Raw genomic sequence first — 16,985 nt, 5'->3', positions numbered from 1 at the left:
TTAGTCGTTATTTGGGTTTTTTTTGTTACTATGAACTTTTTCATTAATTAACGAGGTGAGCAGATAGATGATCATCCGGCAAATATTTAACAACAATGTCATTCGGGCCGAGAATCAGGTAGGCCATGAATTTGTTGTCATCGGAAATGGCCTGGGCTTTAAAAAGAAAAATGGTCAGAGAGTCGATGTGGAAAAAATAGAAAAAACCTTTGTGCTAAAGTCGGATAAGATTCCGCAAAAATTAATTGATCTCATTGGAGAAACATCTGTAGAGTTTTTGAAAGTAGCAGATGAAATTGTAGGAAACGCGAAAAAAGAAATGGGAGATATCTTTAGTGATAACATTTATATTTCTCTGATTGACCATATTCAATTTGCCATATCCCGCTATAGAAAGTCAGTCGGTCTTAAAAATTCGCTTTTGTGGCAAATCAAAAAATTTTACAAAAAAGAATTTATGATTGGGATGGGCGCACTGGATATCATTGATGCTCAATTTGGCATTCAAATGGATGAGCATGAAGCGAGCTTTATTGCCATGCATTTTGTAAATGCAAGACAAGATGGTCAGGGTATGAAACAAACGGTTGAAATTACAGAGATCATAGATGATATTTTTAATATCGTAACCGATTACTATGAGCTGGCGCTGGATGAAACTTCATTTAACTATTCCCGTTTTATTACTCATTTGCAATACTTTGCACAAAGATTGCTGAGTAATGAACAAGAGCAACGGGCTTCGGGTGACAACTTTTTGTATGAGCAGGTCAAAGATAAGTATGCGCAGGCTTTTCAGTGTACCCATTTAATTAATCAGTATTTGGAGTTAAAACATGAAAGTGCTATGTCGATTGACGAAAAAGTGTGTTTGACGATTCATATACAACGTGTAACTACCAGAAATGATATGGTTGATTCTTAGAAAAAAACGCTTGCAAACGATTTCTGAGTGATTTATAGTAGGCTCACAACTTAAATATAAGGATTGTTACTGGTTAAGCAGGCGATACCTAAATGAATGGCAATGATCATTTTCTTTGATCTTAATGGCCTTTCGTTTAGGTATTTTTTTGTTTTCAGGCAATCTGACCAAAAGGAGAATGAACATGGATCATAAGAAAATGGGCGATGATATCGTACGTCTTGTCGGAGGTGAAGAAAATATCAATGGGCTTGTCCATTGTGCTACACGTCTCAGATTTGGCCTGAAAGATTCAAGAAAGACCGAAAGAGAGGAACTGGAGAAGCACGAAGGCATTATTACCGTTGTCGAAAGCGGGGGACAATTTCAAGTGGTTATTGGGAGTCACGTTGCCTATGTATATACGGAGATCATGAGAAACAGGGATTTTGGATCGGATACCCAAGCAACTAGTGAATCAAGTGGGAAGAAGACATCGGTTGTATCTAAGATCTTTGAAGTTATTTCCGGCAGTTTCTCCCCGCTGATTTCGGCGATGGCAGGCTCGGGTATACTGAAAGCACTCCTGACTGTTCTGACCATGCTGGGGTGGATGTCTGCGACAAGTGATACCTACCTGATCCTGTCCGCTGCGGGGAATGCTGTATTTTACTTCTTGCCGATTTTGCTCGGGATCACGCTCGGTATAAAGCTGAAGGCGAACCCTTACGTAGCCGGTGTTATTGGTGCAGCCCTGATGGAACCCAATTTTACGGGGCTGATGGACAAAGGTTCTGATGTATCATTTCTGGGAATACCGGTCGTCATGATGGATTATTCGTCCAGCGTTTTTCCGATCTTCATATCTATCAGCATATATGCCTTTGTGGAAAAGCTTTTGAAGAAGATTATTTTTAAGGATTTACAGCTATTTTTAGTTCCAATGCTGGCTTTGATGATTATGGTTCCGCTGTCTGCGATCGCATTCGGACCCTTCGGTACAACGGTAGGCGATTGGATTTCGTCAGGGGTGACATGGTTAATTGGTGTAAGCGGCATTTTGTCAGGGATAGTTCTTGGCGGTTTTATGATCTTTATGGTCGTCTTCGGACTTCACTGGGGTTTTGCACCGATCTCGATTCACAATATCGGCCTTGGCGGTGATCCGATTGAGGCGATGGCCGCTGCCGCCGTATTTGCTCAAGTTGGTGTCGCATTTGGTGTTTTCCTGAAGGCGAAAAAAGATAAAACGCTTAGAACCCTTGCGGGTTCGGCGAGTATTACAGGGTTGCTGGCTGGTGTGACAGAGCCAATCATATATGGTCTGGTGCTTCGTTTTAAACGTGTTATACCGATTGTTATTATCGCAGGGGCTACAGGCGGAGCTATTAATGGACATTTTGGAGTAAAAATGACAGCTTATGTTTTTCATAACATTTTTGCTATTCCAGTTTATGCGCCAACCTTGGTTTACGTTATTGCAATTGCGTGCTCATTTACGGTGGCAACGGTACTGACCCTTACTTTTGGGTATGAAAACAAGGGGAAAAGAGAGACTTCGGAAACGGTTGACTCCACAAAAGTGGAAGAATCTGTGCCAGTTGTTACAGCAAGCAAGGCTGTTGACCTCAAGAAAGAAACCATATACAGCCCCATCACAGGCAAGATTGCACCGCTGAGACAAGTTAACGATTCTGCGTTTTCTACAGGTGCTATGGGAAAAGGTTTAGCCATTGAACCGTCTGCAGGTGAGGTTGTAGCACCGATAGATGGAGTTGTAACCTCACTGTTTCCCACAGGACACGCTATAGGTTTGACTACCCATGCGGGCACGGAGATATTGATTCATGTTGGAATTAACACTGTAGCCCTGAAAGGCAAGTTTTTTAATCCAGCAGTTCAAGAGGGAGATATCGTTAAACAAGGGGACCTGTTGATCCAATTCGATAGAGAGCAGATTATAGAAGCAGGATACGAAATCGTCACACCTATCATCGTCACACAGACGAAAAATAAAGTGGACATGTTTGAGACAAATCTGGAGCAAATTCAGAAAAATGACGTATTGTTAACATTAGTTGTGTGATACAGAAAAGTGCCGACATCACCCACATGGATTACGATCATGAGCAGGATATAACGATAACTGGAGGGACTATATCATGAAACATAATCAATTGAAGGCATTTCCCAAGGATTTTTTCTGGGGAGGTTCAACTTCCGCTTATCAGGTAGAGGGTGCCTGGGACGAAGATGGAAAAGGACCCTCTGTCATTGACATGGCTAACCACGTCGAAGGGGTCACTGATTTTAAGGTAACCAGTAATCATTATCATATGTTCAAAGAAGACGTAGCTCTGATGGCTGAAATGGGCTTTAAAGCGTACCGTTTCTCTATTGCCTGGACACGTATTTACCCGCAGGGCGCAGGTGAAGTTAATCAAAAGGGAATCGCGTTTTACAGCTCATTAATTGACGAATTAATTAAATATGGCATTGAACCGATTGTTACGATGTATCATTTTGATCTGCCCTATGCTCTTGAAAAACAAGGCGGTTGGTCGAAGAGGGAGACGATTGATGCCTTCGAGCAGTATGCCAAAACATTGTTTGAGAACTTTGGAGACAGGGTGAGATATTGGTTAACCATTAATGAGCAGAACATGCTGATTCTCCACCCTGATTCGATTGGCACTTTAGATACAAGTCTGGAAAATCCGCAAAAGGTGCTGTACCAGCAAAATCATCATATGCTAGTCGCACAGGCGAAAGCGATGGTATTGTGTCATGAGATGCTGCCTGACGCAAAAATTGGACCAGCACCGAATATCGGGGTCATATATCCGGCTAGTTCGAAACCGGAAGATACACTGGCTGCTGATAACTATGCGGCCATTCGTAACTGGCTCTATCTGGATATGGCTGTATTTGGCCGTTACAATCACATTGCGTGGAGCTATTTGGTTGAGAAAGGCTATGAGCCTGTTATTGAAGAAGGGGATATGGACATTTTAGCGAAGGGGAACCCGGACTTTATCGCATTTAATTATTATACCTCTCAAACCGTAGGAGAAAGTTTAGATGACGGAAATGATTTTTCACATACAGGAGATCAGCATGAAATTGTGGGTGAACCGGGAGCATACAGAGGTTCCGTGAACCCCAACCTGCAAAAGACGGAATTTGGATGGGAGATTGATCCGGTCGGTTTTAGAACCACGTTACGCCAAATCTATTCTCGCTACCACTTGCCTTTAATCGTGACAGAGAACGGCTTGGGAGCTTTTGACAAGCTTGAAGATGGTGATGTAGTGAATGATCCTTATCGTATTGACTTTTTCAAGAAACATATCGAGCAGATTCAATTGGCTATTACAGACGGTGTAGAAGTATTTGGTTTCTGTCCGTGGTCTGCGATTGATCTTGTTAGTACCCATCAGGGCTCCAGTAAGCGTTACGGGTTTATCTATGTTGATCGGGAAGAGTTTGATCTCAAAGATCTGCGTCGTATTCGTAAACAAAGCTTCTATTGGTATCAAAAGCTGATTGCCACGAATGGTGAAATTCGTTAATTAAAGCGGCAGTGCAAAAGCACCTCCTTGAAATGGATGTTACCATTTTGAGGGGTGTTTTTTTGGGGGTAGAGGGATCTTGGAACAGCGGAGTTATCAAGTGTTATATAATAGAGAAAACCTAAATTGAGAGGACATCAAGCAATTGACCTTACAACAATTAAAATATGTCATCGAGGTTGCCAATCGTGGCTCCATGAATGAGGCGGCAAAGCGGTTGTTCATTTCCCAGCCCAGTTTGTCGAACGCGATTCGGGATCTGGAGGAAGAAATTCATATTACTATTTTTGAGCGTACCAATAAAGGGATTTCTTTGTCCAAGGAAGGCGTGGAATTCCTCGGATATGCGCGCCAGGTTGTTGAACAGGCGGAGCTGCTGGAAAGCCGCTATCTGGATGCCAAGCCTTCACCACAGCATTTTGCCGTTTCCTCACAGCATTATGCTTTTGCTGTAAATGCATTCGTAAATCTGGTGAATCAATATGGACAGGATGAATATGAGCTGGCTTTGCGGGAGACGAAGACCCATGAAATCATACAGGATGTCAAAAGCTTGCGCAGTGAGATTGGAATCCTGTATCTGAACGAATTTAACGCCAAGGTCATTCACAAGCTGCTAAAAGATGCGAACCTGCAATTTAACACCCTGTTTACGGCGAAACCGCATATTTTTATCAGCAGCAAAAATCCGTTATCCCGGCAATCCATGGTAACCATCGACCAGCTTCGCCCCTATCCGTATCTGTCCTTTGAGCAAGGGGAGTACAATTCCTTTCACTTTTCCGAGGAAATCCTCAGCACGTTGTCGCATCCCAAAAGCATCCGTGTCAATGACCGGGCGACCCTCTTTAACCTGCTGATTGGCTTGAACGGCTATACCATTTCTACCGGGGTCATCAGTGCGGATCTGAACGGTAACGAGATTATTTCCGTGCCATTGGAATGTGACGAGTCTATTAATGTAGGATGGATTTGTCATAAAAACGTTGCGCTCTCCAAGCTGGCTACCGTTTATGTAGAAGCGCTGCATGAAGCGATAGGGGAATAAAAGGTTGGGTATAGCTTTAGGCTATAACTAGCTATAGTTTATTGGAGTTACCTTATAGCTGAAAATGTATGTTATCTTTTTTGCAAGAACTTCACTACAGAAGTAAAAAGGAGATAACCCAAATGAGCAGCATCCTTGACAATGCATCCCAACGTAAAGTGACCCCTTTCAGACATGATATGGTTGGCAGCTTTCTGCGCCCGCAAGCCATTAAAGACGCCAGAATTCATTTTCAAAATAATGAAATTTCTGCGGATGAGCTGAGAAAAATTGAAGACAACGAAATTATCAAGCTGGTAGAAAAGCAAAAATCGGTAGGGCTGAAAGCCGTGACAGATGGCGAATTTAGACGCTCCTGGTGGCATCTTGATTTTATGTGGGGCCTGGACGGCGTGGAAAAGGTACAGATTTCCAACGGATACCAGTTCCAAGGCGTGGAAACCAGAGCGGAAACCGCACGCTTGTCCGGTAAAATTGGACATTCCCGTCACCCTTTTATTGCAGATTTCAAATTCCTGAAGCAAGCAGCAGGTGAGGATGCCATTGCCCGTCAGACGATCCCTGCACCGGCACAATTTCTGGCCGAGCTGTTGCGTGGAGAGAATAAAGAAACGACGGACACCTATTACAGCAATCTGGACGAGCTGGTTACAGATATCGCCAAAGCTTACAAATCTGTGATTCAAGCGTTGTATAATGAGGGCTGCCGCAGCTTGCAGCTGGACGACTGCACATGGGGCATGCTTTGCGATAAGAACTATTGGGAAGCCAGACAGCACGCGGGCGAGAATGTGGAAGAAACCAAAAAGCTGTTCGCTCGCGTAAATCAGGAAACCGTAAATGATCTTCCAGCTGACTTGGTCGTTACGACTCATGTATGCCGTGGTAACTATCACTCTACCTGGGCATCCTCAGGCGGCTACGAGCCTGTTGCCGAAACCCTGTTCGGTATCGACAACATCGACGGCTACTATCTCGAATTCGATACCGACCGTGCAGGCGATTTCACTCCGCTCAAGCATCTGAAGGACCAGCAGGTCGTACTGGGTCTTGTTTCTTCCAAAACGGGAGAGCTGGAAGACAAGCAGACAGTCATTAACCGCATCAAGGAAGCGACTCAATTCGTCGACATCAACCACATCTGCCTCAGCCCGCAATGCGGCTTTGCATCAACAGAAGAGGGCAATATTTTGACGGAAGAGCAGCAGTGGAAAAAGCTTGCCTTCATTAAAGAGATTGCGGACGAGATTTGGAAGTAAGGGTTTAGAGGAATTGGGTTGGAGAGATTTATAATTACAAAAACACGCCACTTGTGGGCGTGTTTTTTGTCTACATGAGGAATTCGCTGGCACTCCCTGTCTATACTGCGATCTTTTAAATAGGTGAATGCACAAAACTCAAAATCGACAATAGCGGCTGATTCACAATCTTTTTGCGCTAAAATAGTTGGAACTACTCTCAAAAAAAGTTATATTAGGAATATATATATTATCTTTAATATGAGAAACAAAGGAGGAATATTCTAGATGGATGTACGAAGATGTTTGCAACAAGGATTGAAAGCGGGCTTATGTATGTTGTTGTTGTGGGTATGGATGATGGGGGCTGTAACAGCTGGTCAAGCCGAAGCCCAGCCGGTGTTTCCGGGGGCCGTGGGATTCGGGACTGACACTCCAGCAGGCCGGGGCGGGAAGATAATTAAGGTGACCAATCTGAACAATGACGGCCCAGGCTCATTTCGTGCGGCGTTGGAAACCAAGGGACCGCGGATTATTGTATTTGAAGTCGGCGGTGTCATCAATCTAAAAAAGGAGCGTCTTGAGCTGAGAGAACCCTACGTGACCATCGCAGGTCAGACGGCCCCCTCCCCTGGCATTACATTCATCCGGGGAGGTTTGCAGATCAAAACGCATGATGTGTTGATGCAGCATGTCCGGTTTCGGATGGGCGACGGTGACAGTGCTCAAGGTGCAGGCTTTGAGCCAGATGTGTCCACTTACGGAGCCTCCGCTTATAACATTGTCATTGACCATTGCTCCTTTTCTTGGGGAGTAGATGAGAACATGTCCTTCTCAGGTCCTCGTACCAGCGGAACCAAGGCGACTACCCACCGTGTAACACTTAGTAATAGTATTGTCGCCGAGGGACTGTATAATTCCGTTCATGAGAAGGGCCCCCATTCCATGGGCACGCTCGTTCATGATTACGTCCAGGATGTGGCAGTCATCGGAAATCTTTATGCCCATAATATGGAACGTAATCCGTGGTTCAAAGCATTCTCGACGGGCGTAATTGTTAACAATGTCATTTATAATCCGGGAAAATGGGCTATTCGGCTCGGATTCGTGGAGAGGGAATGGGCGGATACGGGGATCAAACCGGAAGGCCCTAGAGTCAGTATCGTCGGGAATTACATGCAGCATGGAGCAGATACGATTAAAGGGTTAGGATTGGTCGGAACGAACAGTAAAGACAACTGGGCTTATCTCAAAGATAATCTTGCTTATGACCGTAATGGCAAGTCAGCCCCGCTGACTTTTGGCGAAATCAAGGAACTTGACAATCCACCTGTTTGGGTTGAAGGACTTAAAGCATTAGCTGCCTCGGCAGTGGTGAAGGAAGTCACTGAGCATGCAGGAGCAAGGACGAAGGACCGGGATGCAACAGATCAACGAATGATCTCCGATTTCCTGACTGGTCGAGGAAAGATAATTGATAGTCAGAAAGACGTAGGAGGATACCCGGATGTTCCAGCGACCTACCGTGCTTTAAATGTACCTGACCACAGCATTGATGAATGGTTATATCAATTTTCAGTTGAGTTGGAGTAGTCCTTAGTAGCAGATTAGTATTGATTACATCCATAACGCGGCCTTCCTTCACTACAGTGTGGGAAGGCCTTTTTGGTGCAGGATAGATGGTAGCCTTGGCATATTGTCTGGTCTAGCAAGCATTGCTATACTTTACATACAGGGAGAATTTCCCTTAATGATTTGGTAATTAGCCGTCCAAAGCAAGCAGCCCATTTCAATTCACGACAGTTACGCAACCCTGTGTGTATTTGATACGGAGGCACTTAAGCATCGTTTGAACGATGATCTGGATTGGTGTCCATTGAAGAGGACGAGCTGGGTGAGCTGAACGAGGGAAGCAATAGCTTTACAAGTTTGATCCGTTTGCAGGTTACAGGACCAACCCGTAACGGCTCAGACAAGCCGCCTGAAGGGGTAAGCCGGAACAACCGGAACTGGGGAAAATGGAAAAGAGGCTATCCCCACGGTGTACACATCCGTAAAGACAGCCCTTATATCTTCTATTGATACTTTACGATAATGGCATTGCTGATTTGACGGCCGGGTGTGGTGAGGTAAGAGCCATTGTAATACAGTCCGCTGGAAGCACCGCCGTCCAGATTCATGGCCTGATAAGCGCCCGCTTGCTTCATCATTTGGGCGAGCTGTGGAATGGTGGCTCCGCCTGTGGTCAGGAGAATCAGCTTATGATCCCGGGTAATTCCGAGTGCGCTTCTGGCTCCGCCGCCTGTTAATATTTTGGGGTCCTTGAAGCCTTCTGCTTTGACATTGAGGGACACCTGTCCGTTCGTCACCAGACGAGGCCCGGCTTGAAGTGCACCTTCAACGTTGCCTTGGCTCATTCGCTGTTCAAAAGCAGAACCGGAAACCAGCTCGGCTAAATGATTAGCATCATAGGAGAAGACCGTTCGCTGGTCGCCAGAGCTTTTCTTTAACATCTTTCCATGGCTGACCAGGTAGCCGTAAGGCGTTTTGTAGGAGCTTTTGGTATAGGCGTCAAAGAATGTGCCATTGATGGCTACAACCGCTTGATTGCGTTTGGCGAGACTGCTTAAGTCCTCCACCTTGCCGATAGTATTGCCTGCCAGCGCCACGTCCAGACTCACCTTGGGATGGAGCATGGAGATCGTGACTACCTTGGCGGAGAAGGTGTGTGATCCGACCTTAAAGCTTTTATGCGCTGTCGTGATGGGTGTAGTGTTTCCGGGTAGCTTGCCGGTAAGTACCGGAAGTGTGACGGACGTTGTACCTTGCTTGATGCGTACAGCTGAGAGTTCCTTTTGCCATGAGACCTGTAGGTTTAGATATTGGCTGATGAACTGCAAGGGGACATAGGTAGAACCGTTATCGGTAAAAGGAGCATTTTGCATACGGACTGTCTGCTCATTCACTTTGGCAGTAGCTTGTCCCGTAAATAATGTAAGCCGGGTATTGCCTTGCGCAATCTCTATCTTTTTGTCCGCTGGCGTCATGTTGAGTGTAATCCCTTCATAGCTGTTCAGGAGGCGAAGCGGGATAAAGGAATGGTTACTTTGATCCACATAGACCAGCATGGGTGCTGGTGCAGCAGCATAGATCGGGGTTGCAAGGATTAGCAAGGACAGGATAACAAGTGCGGTGATTCTTTTCATGAATAGATCAATCTCCTTATGTAGTCTTGACACTTTATCAAGGTGCTCGTATTTATATCGGGTTTTATGAGTTGTAAGTGTATGCGAGACAGAGCGTTGGATTACCTGGCGTAACCATGAGCCATTGCGCTGGTAATACTAATATTCCGCAAATGATGAAAATAGCAAATTCTGATAAGCTGAACTTAAAAACACATGGTAGCACGTCATCATGCCAATTGAGAGGAAAGAGGTGCAAGGACATGGACAAGAAAGCGGGTATGCGCGCATCCATGCAGGAGTTATTTGCACAGATGGATGAAGCACTTTTTATGGAGATGGTAGAGAATGTCCCCTTCGAAATGCGTGACGGGGTCGTTGACAAGGAAGGGTGGATCAAGTGGAAGCCTCTTCCTTCGCAGATTACAGAAGAGGAGGTTCGGGAGCTTGAGCAAACCTACCATTTTGAGCTGCCGCCCCTGCTGAGAAGCTTCATTATGTCCTACCATTATGTGACTTTGGAATTCGATAATGAATCCATACCGGGGGTATACTGGAGCGACTGTACCTTTGTAGAGTTTCCACCCTTGCCTGTGGGCCAAGGCCTAAAGGCATTTTATGATCTGATCAATCAATGGTCACCGCTGCTGTCATCAGGCTATATTCCATTTGCGATTGCAGAGGATGATCAGGGCCCTGTTTGTTTAAATGCAGGCAGCAGACATAAGGACGGCGATTATCCTATTGTCTGGTTCTATCACGAGGATTTAAAGCATCTGGACGAGGACGAGCTGCGGATCAGAAAAAACCTGCTTCCTTATGTGCAAGGACTGTTCCCCTCTTCTGTTGAAATGTTTAACGTCATGTTTAAATAGATCATAGACTAACGATTCCCTAGAATGGGATTTTACTGTACACCTAACTATGATATTGACATAAAAAATAAGGAATGTTATAAAAAAAGGTAGGCTGGCACTCAAATGATGGGAGTGCTAACAAATTGAATCGTTTGCATAGCTCATATCCGCTGGCCCTACATAGGTTTATATCTGAAAGGAGATATCAGAATGGAGAAAAAACAGTTTCAGGCTGAGTCCAAGCGTCTGCTCGAAATGATGATTAACTCGATTTACACGCAAAAGGAAATTTTCCTAAGAGAGCTGATCTCCAATGCTAGTGATGCCATTGACAAAATTTATTACAAAGCACTGACAGATGATCAGTTGGTCTTTGACAAGGAAAATTACTATATTAAAGTAACTGCCGATAAGGAAAATAGAACGTTAACTTTGCGTGATACCGGGATTGGCATGACCCAGGAAGAGCTGGAAAACAACCTGGGCGTCATTGCTAAAAGCGGCTCGTTGGCATTCAAAAATGAAAATGAATCCAAGGACGGTCATGACATCATCGGTCAATTCGGTGTCGGCTTCTATTCGGCTTTCATGGTGGCGGATGTTGTTACAGTGACCACAAAGGCCTTGGGTAGCGATACTGCCTACAAATGGGAATCCACAGGTGCTGACGGGTATACCATTGAGTCGGCCGAGAAGGATGAGGTCGGAACCGAGATTGTCTTGAAAATCAAAGCCAACACCGAAGATGAGTCCTACGACGAATATTTGGACGAGTATCGTTTAAAGGCACTGATTAAGAAATACTCTGACTTTATCCGCTATCCGATCAAAATGGATGTTACAGGCAAACGTCCGAAAGAAGGCAGTGATAACGAGTTCGAGGATTACGAAGAGGAACAGCGTATTAACAGCATGGTTCCCATCTGGAGAAAGAACAAAAGCGAGCTGACCGACGAGGATTATCAAAATTTCTACGCGGAAAAACGCTATGGCTACGACAAGCCGCTCCAGCATATCCATGTTAGTGCGGACGGCGCGGTGGTGTACCAGGCTATTCTGTTTATTCCCGAAAATATCCCGTTTGATTTCTACTCCAAGGAATATGAAAAAGGGCTGGAACTGTATGCCAACGGCGTGCTGATTATGGAAAAATCTCCTGATCTGCTGCCGGATTATTTTAGCTTTGTTAAAGGCATGGTCGACTCCGAAAGCCTGTCGCTCAACATTTCCAGAGAAATGTTGCAGCACGACCGCCAACTGAAGCTGATTGCCAAGAATATCGAAAGCAAAATTAAAGGCCAGCTGCTGACCCTGCTCAAAAATGACCGGGAAAAATATGACCAATTCTATAAATCATTTGGCAGACAATTGAAATTTGGTGTCTACAACGATTATGGCCGCCATAAGGAGACTCTTCAGGACTTGCTCATGTTCTACTCTTCTACAGAGAAAAAGCAGGTTACACTGGATGAATATGTATCTCGGATGCCTGAGGAGCAGAAGTATATTTATTATGCTTCCGGGGAGTCCAACGAGCGTATTGAAAAGCTGCCGCAGACCGAAATGGTAGCCGACAAAGGCTACGAAATTTTGTACTTCACCGACGACATTGATGAGTTCGCTATTAAAATGCTCTTAAACTACAAAGAGAAAGAATTCAAATCCGTCTCGAGTGGCGATTTGGGCATTGAGACTGACGAAAATGAGAAAGCAACAGAAGCGGAGCAAAATGACAATAAAGAGCTGTTCGAGTACATGAAGGGCTTGCTGGAGGGCAAGGTATCCAGTGTCAAAGCCTCCAAACGCTTGAAGACGCATCCGGTATGTCTGTCCGCAGACGGCGAAGTGACGATTGAGATGGAGAAAATCTTGAACGCCATGCCGAATAACGCCGATGTCAAAGCAAATAAAGTGCTGGAAATCAACGTAAACCATGCGGTGTTTAACTCTTTGAAAGAGGCTTTTGCCGAGGACAAGGAGAAGGTAAACCTCTATACGGCTTTGCTGTATAATCAAGCTTTGCTGATCGAAGGCTTGCCGCTGCAAGATCCGGTTGAATTTACGAACGATATTTGCAAAATCATGGTTTAACAAATTTTTATTCTGCACAAAGCCGTTCCCGCACCGGGGGCGGCTTTATTCATGATGAAACATTGTGGACACTATTTGCTGCATTTTTATTCCTGATTTTGGGGTTTGTAAAATTTTTGTGACATGCTGATGTGAATTTTGACACAGCAAATTATCGTTTTTCTTGATTATTTGGTGGGATGTCTTTATAATCATTTTGTTTGCAAGAATGATTAGCGATTAGCGTATGGAATAAGGAGGTTATTTATTTTGGGAAAAGCATTGATTATTGGCGCCGGTGGCGTGGCCAGCGTTGTGGTGCATAAGTGTTGCCAAAACCCAGATGTATTTGAAGAAATTTGTATCGCAAGCAGAACTGTTGAGAAATGCGATGCGCTTAAAGAGAAGCTGGGTGGAGGTCGTACTAGGATACAAACGGCTCAGCTTGATGCTGACAACACCGACATGGTCATTGACTTGATTCGAAGCTTTCAACCGGATGTAGTTATCAATGTGGCTCTCCCTTATCAGGATTTGACGATAATGGATGCTTGCCTTGAGACAGGTGTTCATTACGTTGATACGGCGAACTATGAACCGCCGGATACGCCGAAGTTTGAATACAGCTGGCAATGGGCCTACAAAGAAAGATTCGAAAAAGCGGGAATTACAGCTCTGCTGGGCAGCGGTTTTGATCCAGGTGTGACTGGAGTATTTACGGCTTATGCCCAAAAGCATTATTTTGATGAAATTCATACGATTGATATTGTGGACGCGAATGCAGGGGACCACGGATATCCTTTTGCAACTAATTTTAATCCGGAAATCAATATTCGCGAAATTACGGCGAAGGGCCGTTACTTTGAAAATGGAGAGTGGATTGAAACTGAGCCGCTTTCTGAGAAAAAGGTATATGACCTTCCTGAAATTGGACCGAAAAACATATATCTTTTGTACCATGAAGAATTGGAATCTCTTGCAGTGAACATTAAAGGCGTGAAAAAAATCCGTTTCTGGATGACGTTCTCGGACAATTATTTGAATCATTTGAATGTACTTCAAAACGTAGGCATGACTTCCATAGAGCCTATTGAGTATGAAGGACAACAAATCATTCCACTGCAATTCCTGAAAGCCATTTTGCCGGACCCGGCTTCTCTGGGACCAAGAACGAAAGGTAAAACGAACATTGGGTGTATCATCCAGGGCGTCAAAGATGGAAAGCCTAAAACATATTATGTTTACAATGTTTGTGATCACGAGGAATGTTATGCAGAGGTTGGCTCCCAAGCCATTTCCTACACAACAGGTGTTCCTGCCATGATCGGTGCTATGCTTATTATTAAAGGCATCTGGAAGAAACCAGGCGTTTACAACGTTGAGGAATTTGATCCAGATCCATTCATGGAAGCACTGAATAAACACGGATTGCCATGGCAAGAGAACTTTACGCCAACGCTGCTTGATTGAGGTCTGCGATGAATATTGATATTACCGGACTTCCATCACCTTGTTATCTTGTTGACGAAAGACTTCTTGTCAAAAACCTTGAGGTTTTAAATTCCGTTCAAGAACGTACAGGCTGCAGTATTCTGCTCGCTCTTAAGGGATTTTCGATGTTTTCGACCTTTCCTCTGGTTGGCAAATATTTAAAAGGCGTAACCTCCAGTTCGTTGTTCGAGGCAAGACTCGGTCGCGAAAAAATGGATAAGGAGGTTCACGTATACGCACCTGCTTATGTGGACCGTGAATTTGATGAGCTGCTGGAGTATGTGGACCATATCGTTTTCAACTCCTTTGATCAACTGAAACGGTTCAAAGGCAGAGTGCAAGGCGTAACTTCCAAAAAAATCGACATCGGAATTCGGGTGAATCCGGAATATTCGGAAATCGAAACGCCGCTGTATGATCCTTGCTACAACAACTCCAGAATGGGTGTGACCCTGGCTAACTTTAAGCCTGAGGAACTGGAAGGCGTAGACGGTATTCACTTTCACACGATGTGTGAACAGAATTCAGATACGCTGGAGCGCACCATTAAAGTTGTGGATGAGAAATTTGGTCCATACATTAAGCAGATGAAATGGCTCAATTTTGGCGGCGGTCATCATATTACGAGAGAAGACTATGATCTGGACACGCTGGTACGCTGTATTCAATATTTTCAGGATAAATACGGAGTGCAGGTTTATCTGGAGCCGGGCGAAGCTATCGCTCTGAATACCGGATATCTGGTTGCCACAGTCCTGGATACGATGAAAAACGGAATGGATATTGCCATTCTGGATACTTCGGCTGAATGTCATATGCCTGATGTGCTGGCAATGCCATACCGCCCGAATATCATTGGTGCAGGCAAGCCTGGTGAGCATGCGTACACCTACAGACTTGGTGGTCTTACCTGCCTGGCCGGAGATGTGATTGGAGACTATTCGTTCAAGGAGCCATTGAAGCCTGGAGACAAGCTTGTATTCTGCGACATGGCCCATTACACGATGGTCAAAAACCACATGTTTAACGGAGTCAACCTGCCGGCTATCGCCAGCTATAACGACGAAGAAGGCATTAAGGTGATCCGCCAGTTCTCCTACGAGGACTTTAGCTCACGTTTGTCGTAAGCTCTAGACGTTATGAAACGAACTGAGCCATAATGAATGAAATAACTGAACTACCAAAAGCCGCGCCCTAGAGATGGGGCGTGGCTTTTTGGTGTAGTTGAATTTTATACAGGAGTTTTACATGTATCTTAACATAGTTCTACCTTACAACTTCAGAAAAGACTCTATAGTTAAATACATTTCCTCCAGGCTGAAGTCCCGGTACAGTGACAGCTAGGTAGTAATCCTTACCTTTTTCAAGATCTGCATTTAAAAAATATTGACCGTTTCTTGATCGTTTAATCCTAGTACCATTACTATCGTAAAGAGTTAGTTCTAACCAAGATCAGGATATTTGTCGCCCTGAATTGTAAACAAGATTTCGTTTGATCTAGAAGCCATAATTTTAAATACATCGTAGGCTTCCCAGCTTCCCTGTACCTCTTTACCAAGGGTTCCAACGACAGCATCACCTATAAAATAATAGTTTCCATGCTCGTTAGCTTGTTCAAAAGAATCATTTGGCTCCTGCTCGTTATATTCAACTACAGAGGCAAGAGTTGATTCTTTTGTTACTGGTACTGGATTTGCTTTTTCGGCTGAAACCGCACCTGCAGAAGAGCTTAGGATAAGTCCCAAACCTAATGAAGCTAACAACGTTTTTTTCATGAATAAATCCCCTCTTTTTTTTGGAATATACATTCATATATATGAATTTATTGGTAATTTTTTCAGGGATAATTGTATATCATTTACCAGGGAAATGGAAGAATAAAAAGGTGTATTTATCAATAAAATAGAATATTTTGTTACAAAGTCATTGTTTTATGTTTTAAATGAAGCCCTTTTATGGAAAATCGCTTGAATTTCTTGGATGCATATAATGTATGGTATACTTATTTAATTGGTAAACTATTAATGTTGTTTCGATAAATAAAATGGGGCGATAGAAAGAGGTGAAAAATATATGTTCGATCCGACCGTTTTTGATAATTTAAAAGTGGCTATGGAAAATGCGGTTTACGATCTGGATAATCTGGATTCCCGTATTGAAATTACGCAGCGGATCGATAGATTGGAAATGTCCGTGATGTCGCGTGAATTTGGCGTACAGTTCAGACTGAAGGGACACTCGGGTGTGACAGCAGAAATTCGCTTAAAAGCAGATTTAAGCAACCTGGCAGCAGAGATTTTAGAAATCGAAGATCAAATTCCGGGATGTAGCTTATTGCTGCGTTTTAATAAGGAGATTCATGAGATTGAGACGCAATGCAGCCGAATAGAGGATATACTGAGCGAAATTTGGAAGCCTGATCTTCGGCCTGTACAAACGCTCAGCCAGATTTATGGAGAGAAGACATCTACATATCACAACAGGATTGAACTCCGCTTTTCCAGGCAAATAAACGAAGAACAGATGGAGGATATCCCGGAGTTGCTGGAACATATTTTGCTGACGCTTATGGAATTGAACAAGGTTTAGAGTTAGGGGAAAGGAGCCTGGAGATCATAAA

General features: G+C 44.1%; 15 protein-coding genes. 13 read left to right on the top strand and 2 right to left on the bottom strand.

Going from position 1 to position 16,985, the window contains the following annotated elements; all coding sequences use genetic code 11:
- Window positions 1-67: 67 nt before the first annotated feature.
- From licT to BAZ21_RS28785, 8 genes are all read left to right on the top strand, one after another.
- Entirely contained in the window at window positions 68-925 is an 858-nt protein-coding gene (gene licT, locus BAZ21_RS02840; protein ID WP_068496842.1) for a BglG family transcription antiterminator LicT, read from the top strand.
- 184 nt (window positions 926-1,109) lie between these two features.
- Complete coding sequence (locus BAZ21_RS02835; RefSeq protein WP_068496840.1) at window positions 1,110-2,990, top strand: beta-glucoside-specific PTS transporter subunit IIABC; 1,881 nt, start codon at window positions 1,110-1,112, stop codon at window positions 2,988-2,990.
- Window positions 2,991-3,066: 76 nt separating this feature from the next.
- Window positions 3,067-4,476, top strand: coding sequence for a glycoside hydrolase family 1 protein (locus tag BAZ21_RS02830; RefSeq protein WP_068496838.1), 1,410 nt, complete (start codon window positions 3,067-3,069; stop codon window positions 4,474-4,476).
- 145 nt (window positions 4,477-4,621) lie between these two features.
- Window positions 4,622-5,524, top strand: coding sequence for a LysR family transcriptional regulator (locus tag BAZ21_RS02825; RefSeq protein WP_068496836.1), 903 nt, complete (start codon window positions 4,622-4,624; stop codon window positions 5,522-5,524).
- Between the two features lie 122 nt (window positions 5,525-5,646).
- The gene (locus BAZ21_RS02820) at window positions 5,647-6,783 is read left to right on the top strand and encodes a 5-methyltetrahydropteroyltriglutamate--homocysteine S-methyltransferase (RefSeq protein ID WP_068496835.1); all 1,137 of its coding nucleotides are present in this window, start codon (window positions 5,647-5,649) and stop codon (window positions 6,781-6,783) included.
- A gap of 267 nt (window positions 6,784-7,050) precedes the next feature.
- The gene (locus BAZ21_RS02815; RefSeq protein ID WP_068496833.1) at window positions 7,051-8,355 is read left to right on the top strand and encodes a pectate lyase family protein; all 1,305 of its coding nucleotides are present in this window, start codon (window positions 7,051-7,053) and stop codon (window positions 8,353-8,355) included.
- A gap of 193 nt (window positions 8,356-8,548) precedes the next feature.
- Window positions 8,549-8,665 (top strand): DUF6386 family protein, encoded by a 117-nt coding sequence (locus tag BAZ21_RS30170; protein ID WP_373441508.1) that lies wholly within the window; start codon window positions 8,549-8,551, stop codon window positions 8,663-8,665.
- Complete coding sequence (locus tag BAZ21_RS28785) at window positions 8,632-8,844, top strand: hypothetical protein (protein ID WP_176718076.1); 213 nt, start codon at window positions 8,632-8,634, stop codon at window positions 8,842-8,844. The genes BAZ21_RS30170 and BAZ21_RS28785 overlap by 34 nt, the downstream gene beginning before the upstream one ends.
- Here the strand turns inward: BAZ21_RS28785 and BAZ21_RS02805 are convergent.
- Window positions 8,838-9,968 carry a phosphodiester glycosidase family protein gene (locus BAZ21_RS02805; protein WP_068496828.1) on the bottom strand — a complete coding sequence of 377 codons (1,131 nt, stop codon included), beginning with the start codon at window positions 9,966-9,968 and terminating at the stop codon, window positions 8,838-8,840. The two genes, BAZ21_RS28785 and BAZ21_RS02805, sit on opposite strands and share 7 nt — an antisense overlap.
- Before the next feature lie 242 nt (window positions 9,969-10,210).
- On the opposite strand from BAZ21_RS02805, the gene BAZ21_RS02800 reads away from it, so the two are divergent.
- The 4 genes from BAZ21_RS02800 (at window position 10,211) to nspC (ending at window position 15,492) form a co-directional block, all read left to right on the top strand.
- Window positions 10,211-10,822, top strand: a complete 612-nt coding sequence (locus tag BAZ21_RS02800; protein WP_068496827.1) for an SMI1/KNR4 family protein — start codon at window positions 10,211-10,213, stop codon at window positions 10,820-10,822.
- Window positions 10,823-11,014: 192 nt separating this feature from the next.
- Window positions 11,015-12,895 (top strand): molecular chaperone HtpG, encoded by a 1,881-nt coding sequence (gene htpG / locus BAZ21_RS02795; RefSeq protein ID WP_068496825.1) that lies wholly within the window; start codon window positions 11,015-11,017, stop codon window positions 12,893-12,895.
- Window positions 12,896-13,144: 249 nt separating this feature from the next.
- Window positions 13,145-14,344 (top strand): saccharopine dehydrogenase family protein, encoded by a 1,200-nt coding sequence (locus tag BAZ21_RS02790; RefSeq protein WP_007429757.1) that lies wholly within the window; start codon window positions 13,145-13,147, stop codon window positions 14,342-14,344.
- A gap of 8 nt (window positions 14,345-14,352) precedes the next feature.
- A complete protein-coding gene (gene nspC, locus BAZ21_RS02785; protein ID WP_068496824.1) occupies window positions 14,353-15,492 on the top strand; it encodes a carboxynorspermidine decarboxylase in 1,140 nt (379 codons plus the stop codon).
- A 315-nt stretch (window positions 15,493-15,807) separates the two neighbouring features.
- Here the strand turns inward: nspC and BAZ21_RS02780 are convergent, their stop codons facing one another.
- Window positions 15,808-16,140, bottom strand: a complete 333-nt coding sequence (locus BAZ21_RS02780; RefSeq protein WP_256019493.1) for a hypothetical protein — start codon at window positions 16,138-16,140, stop codon at window positions 15,808-15,810.
- Between the two features lie 298 nt (window positions 16,141-16,438).
- Here BAZ21_RS02780 and BAZ21_RS02775 point away from each other — a divergent pair, with 298 nt between their 5' ends.
- Window positions 16,439-16,954: a hypothetical protein gene (locus tag BAZ21_RS02775; protein WP_068496821.1), complete on the top strand. Its 516-nt coding sequence runs from the start codon at window positions 16,439-16,441 to the stop codon at window positions 16,952-16,954.
- Window positions 16,955-16,985 lie beyond the last annotated feature (31 nt).

Source organism: Paenibacillus kribbensis, assembly GCF_001705305.1.
Lineage (GTDB): Bacteria > Bacillota > Bacilli > Paenibacillales > Paenibacillaceae > Paenibacillus > Paenibacillus kribbensis_B.
Note: the sequence above shows the minus strand (reverse complement) of the source record. Positions and strands in the feature narration are given on the sequence as shown.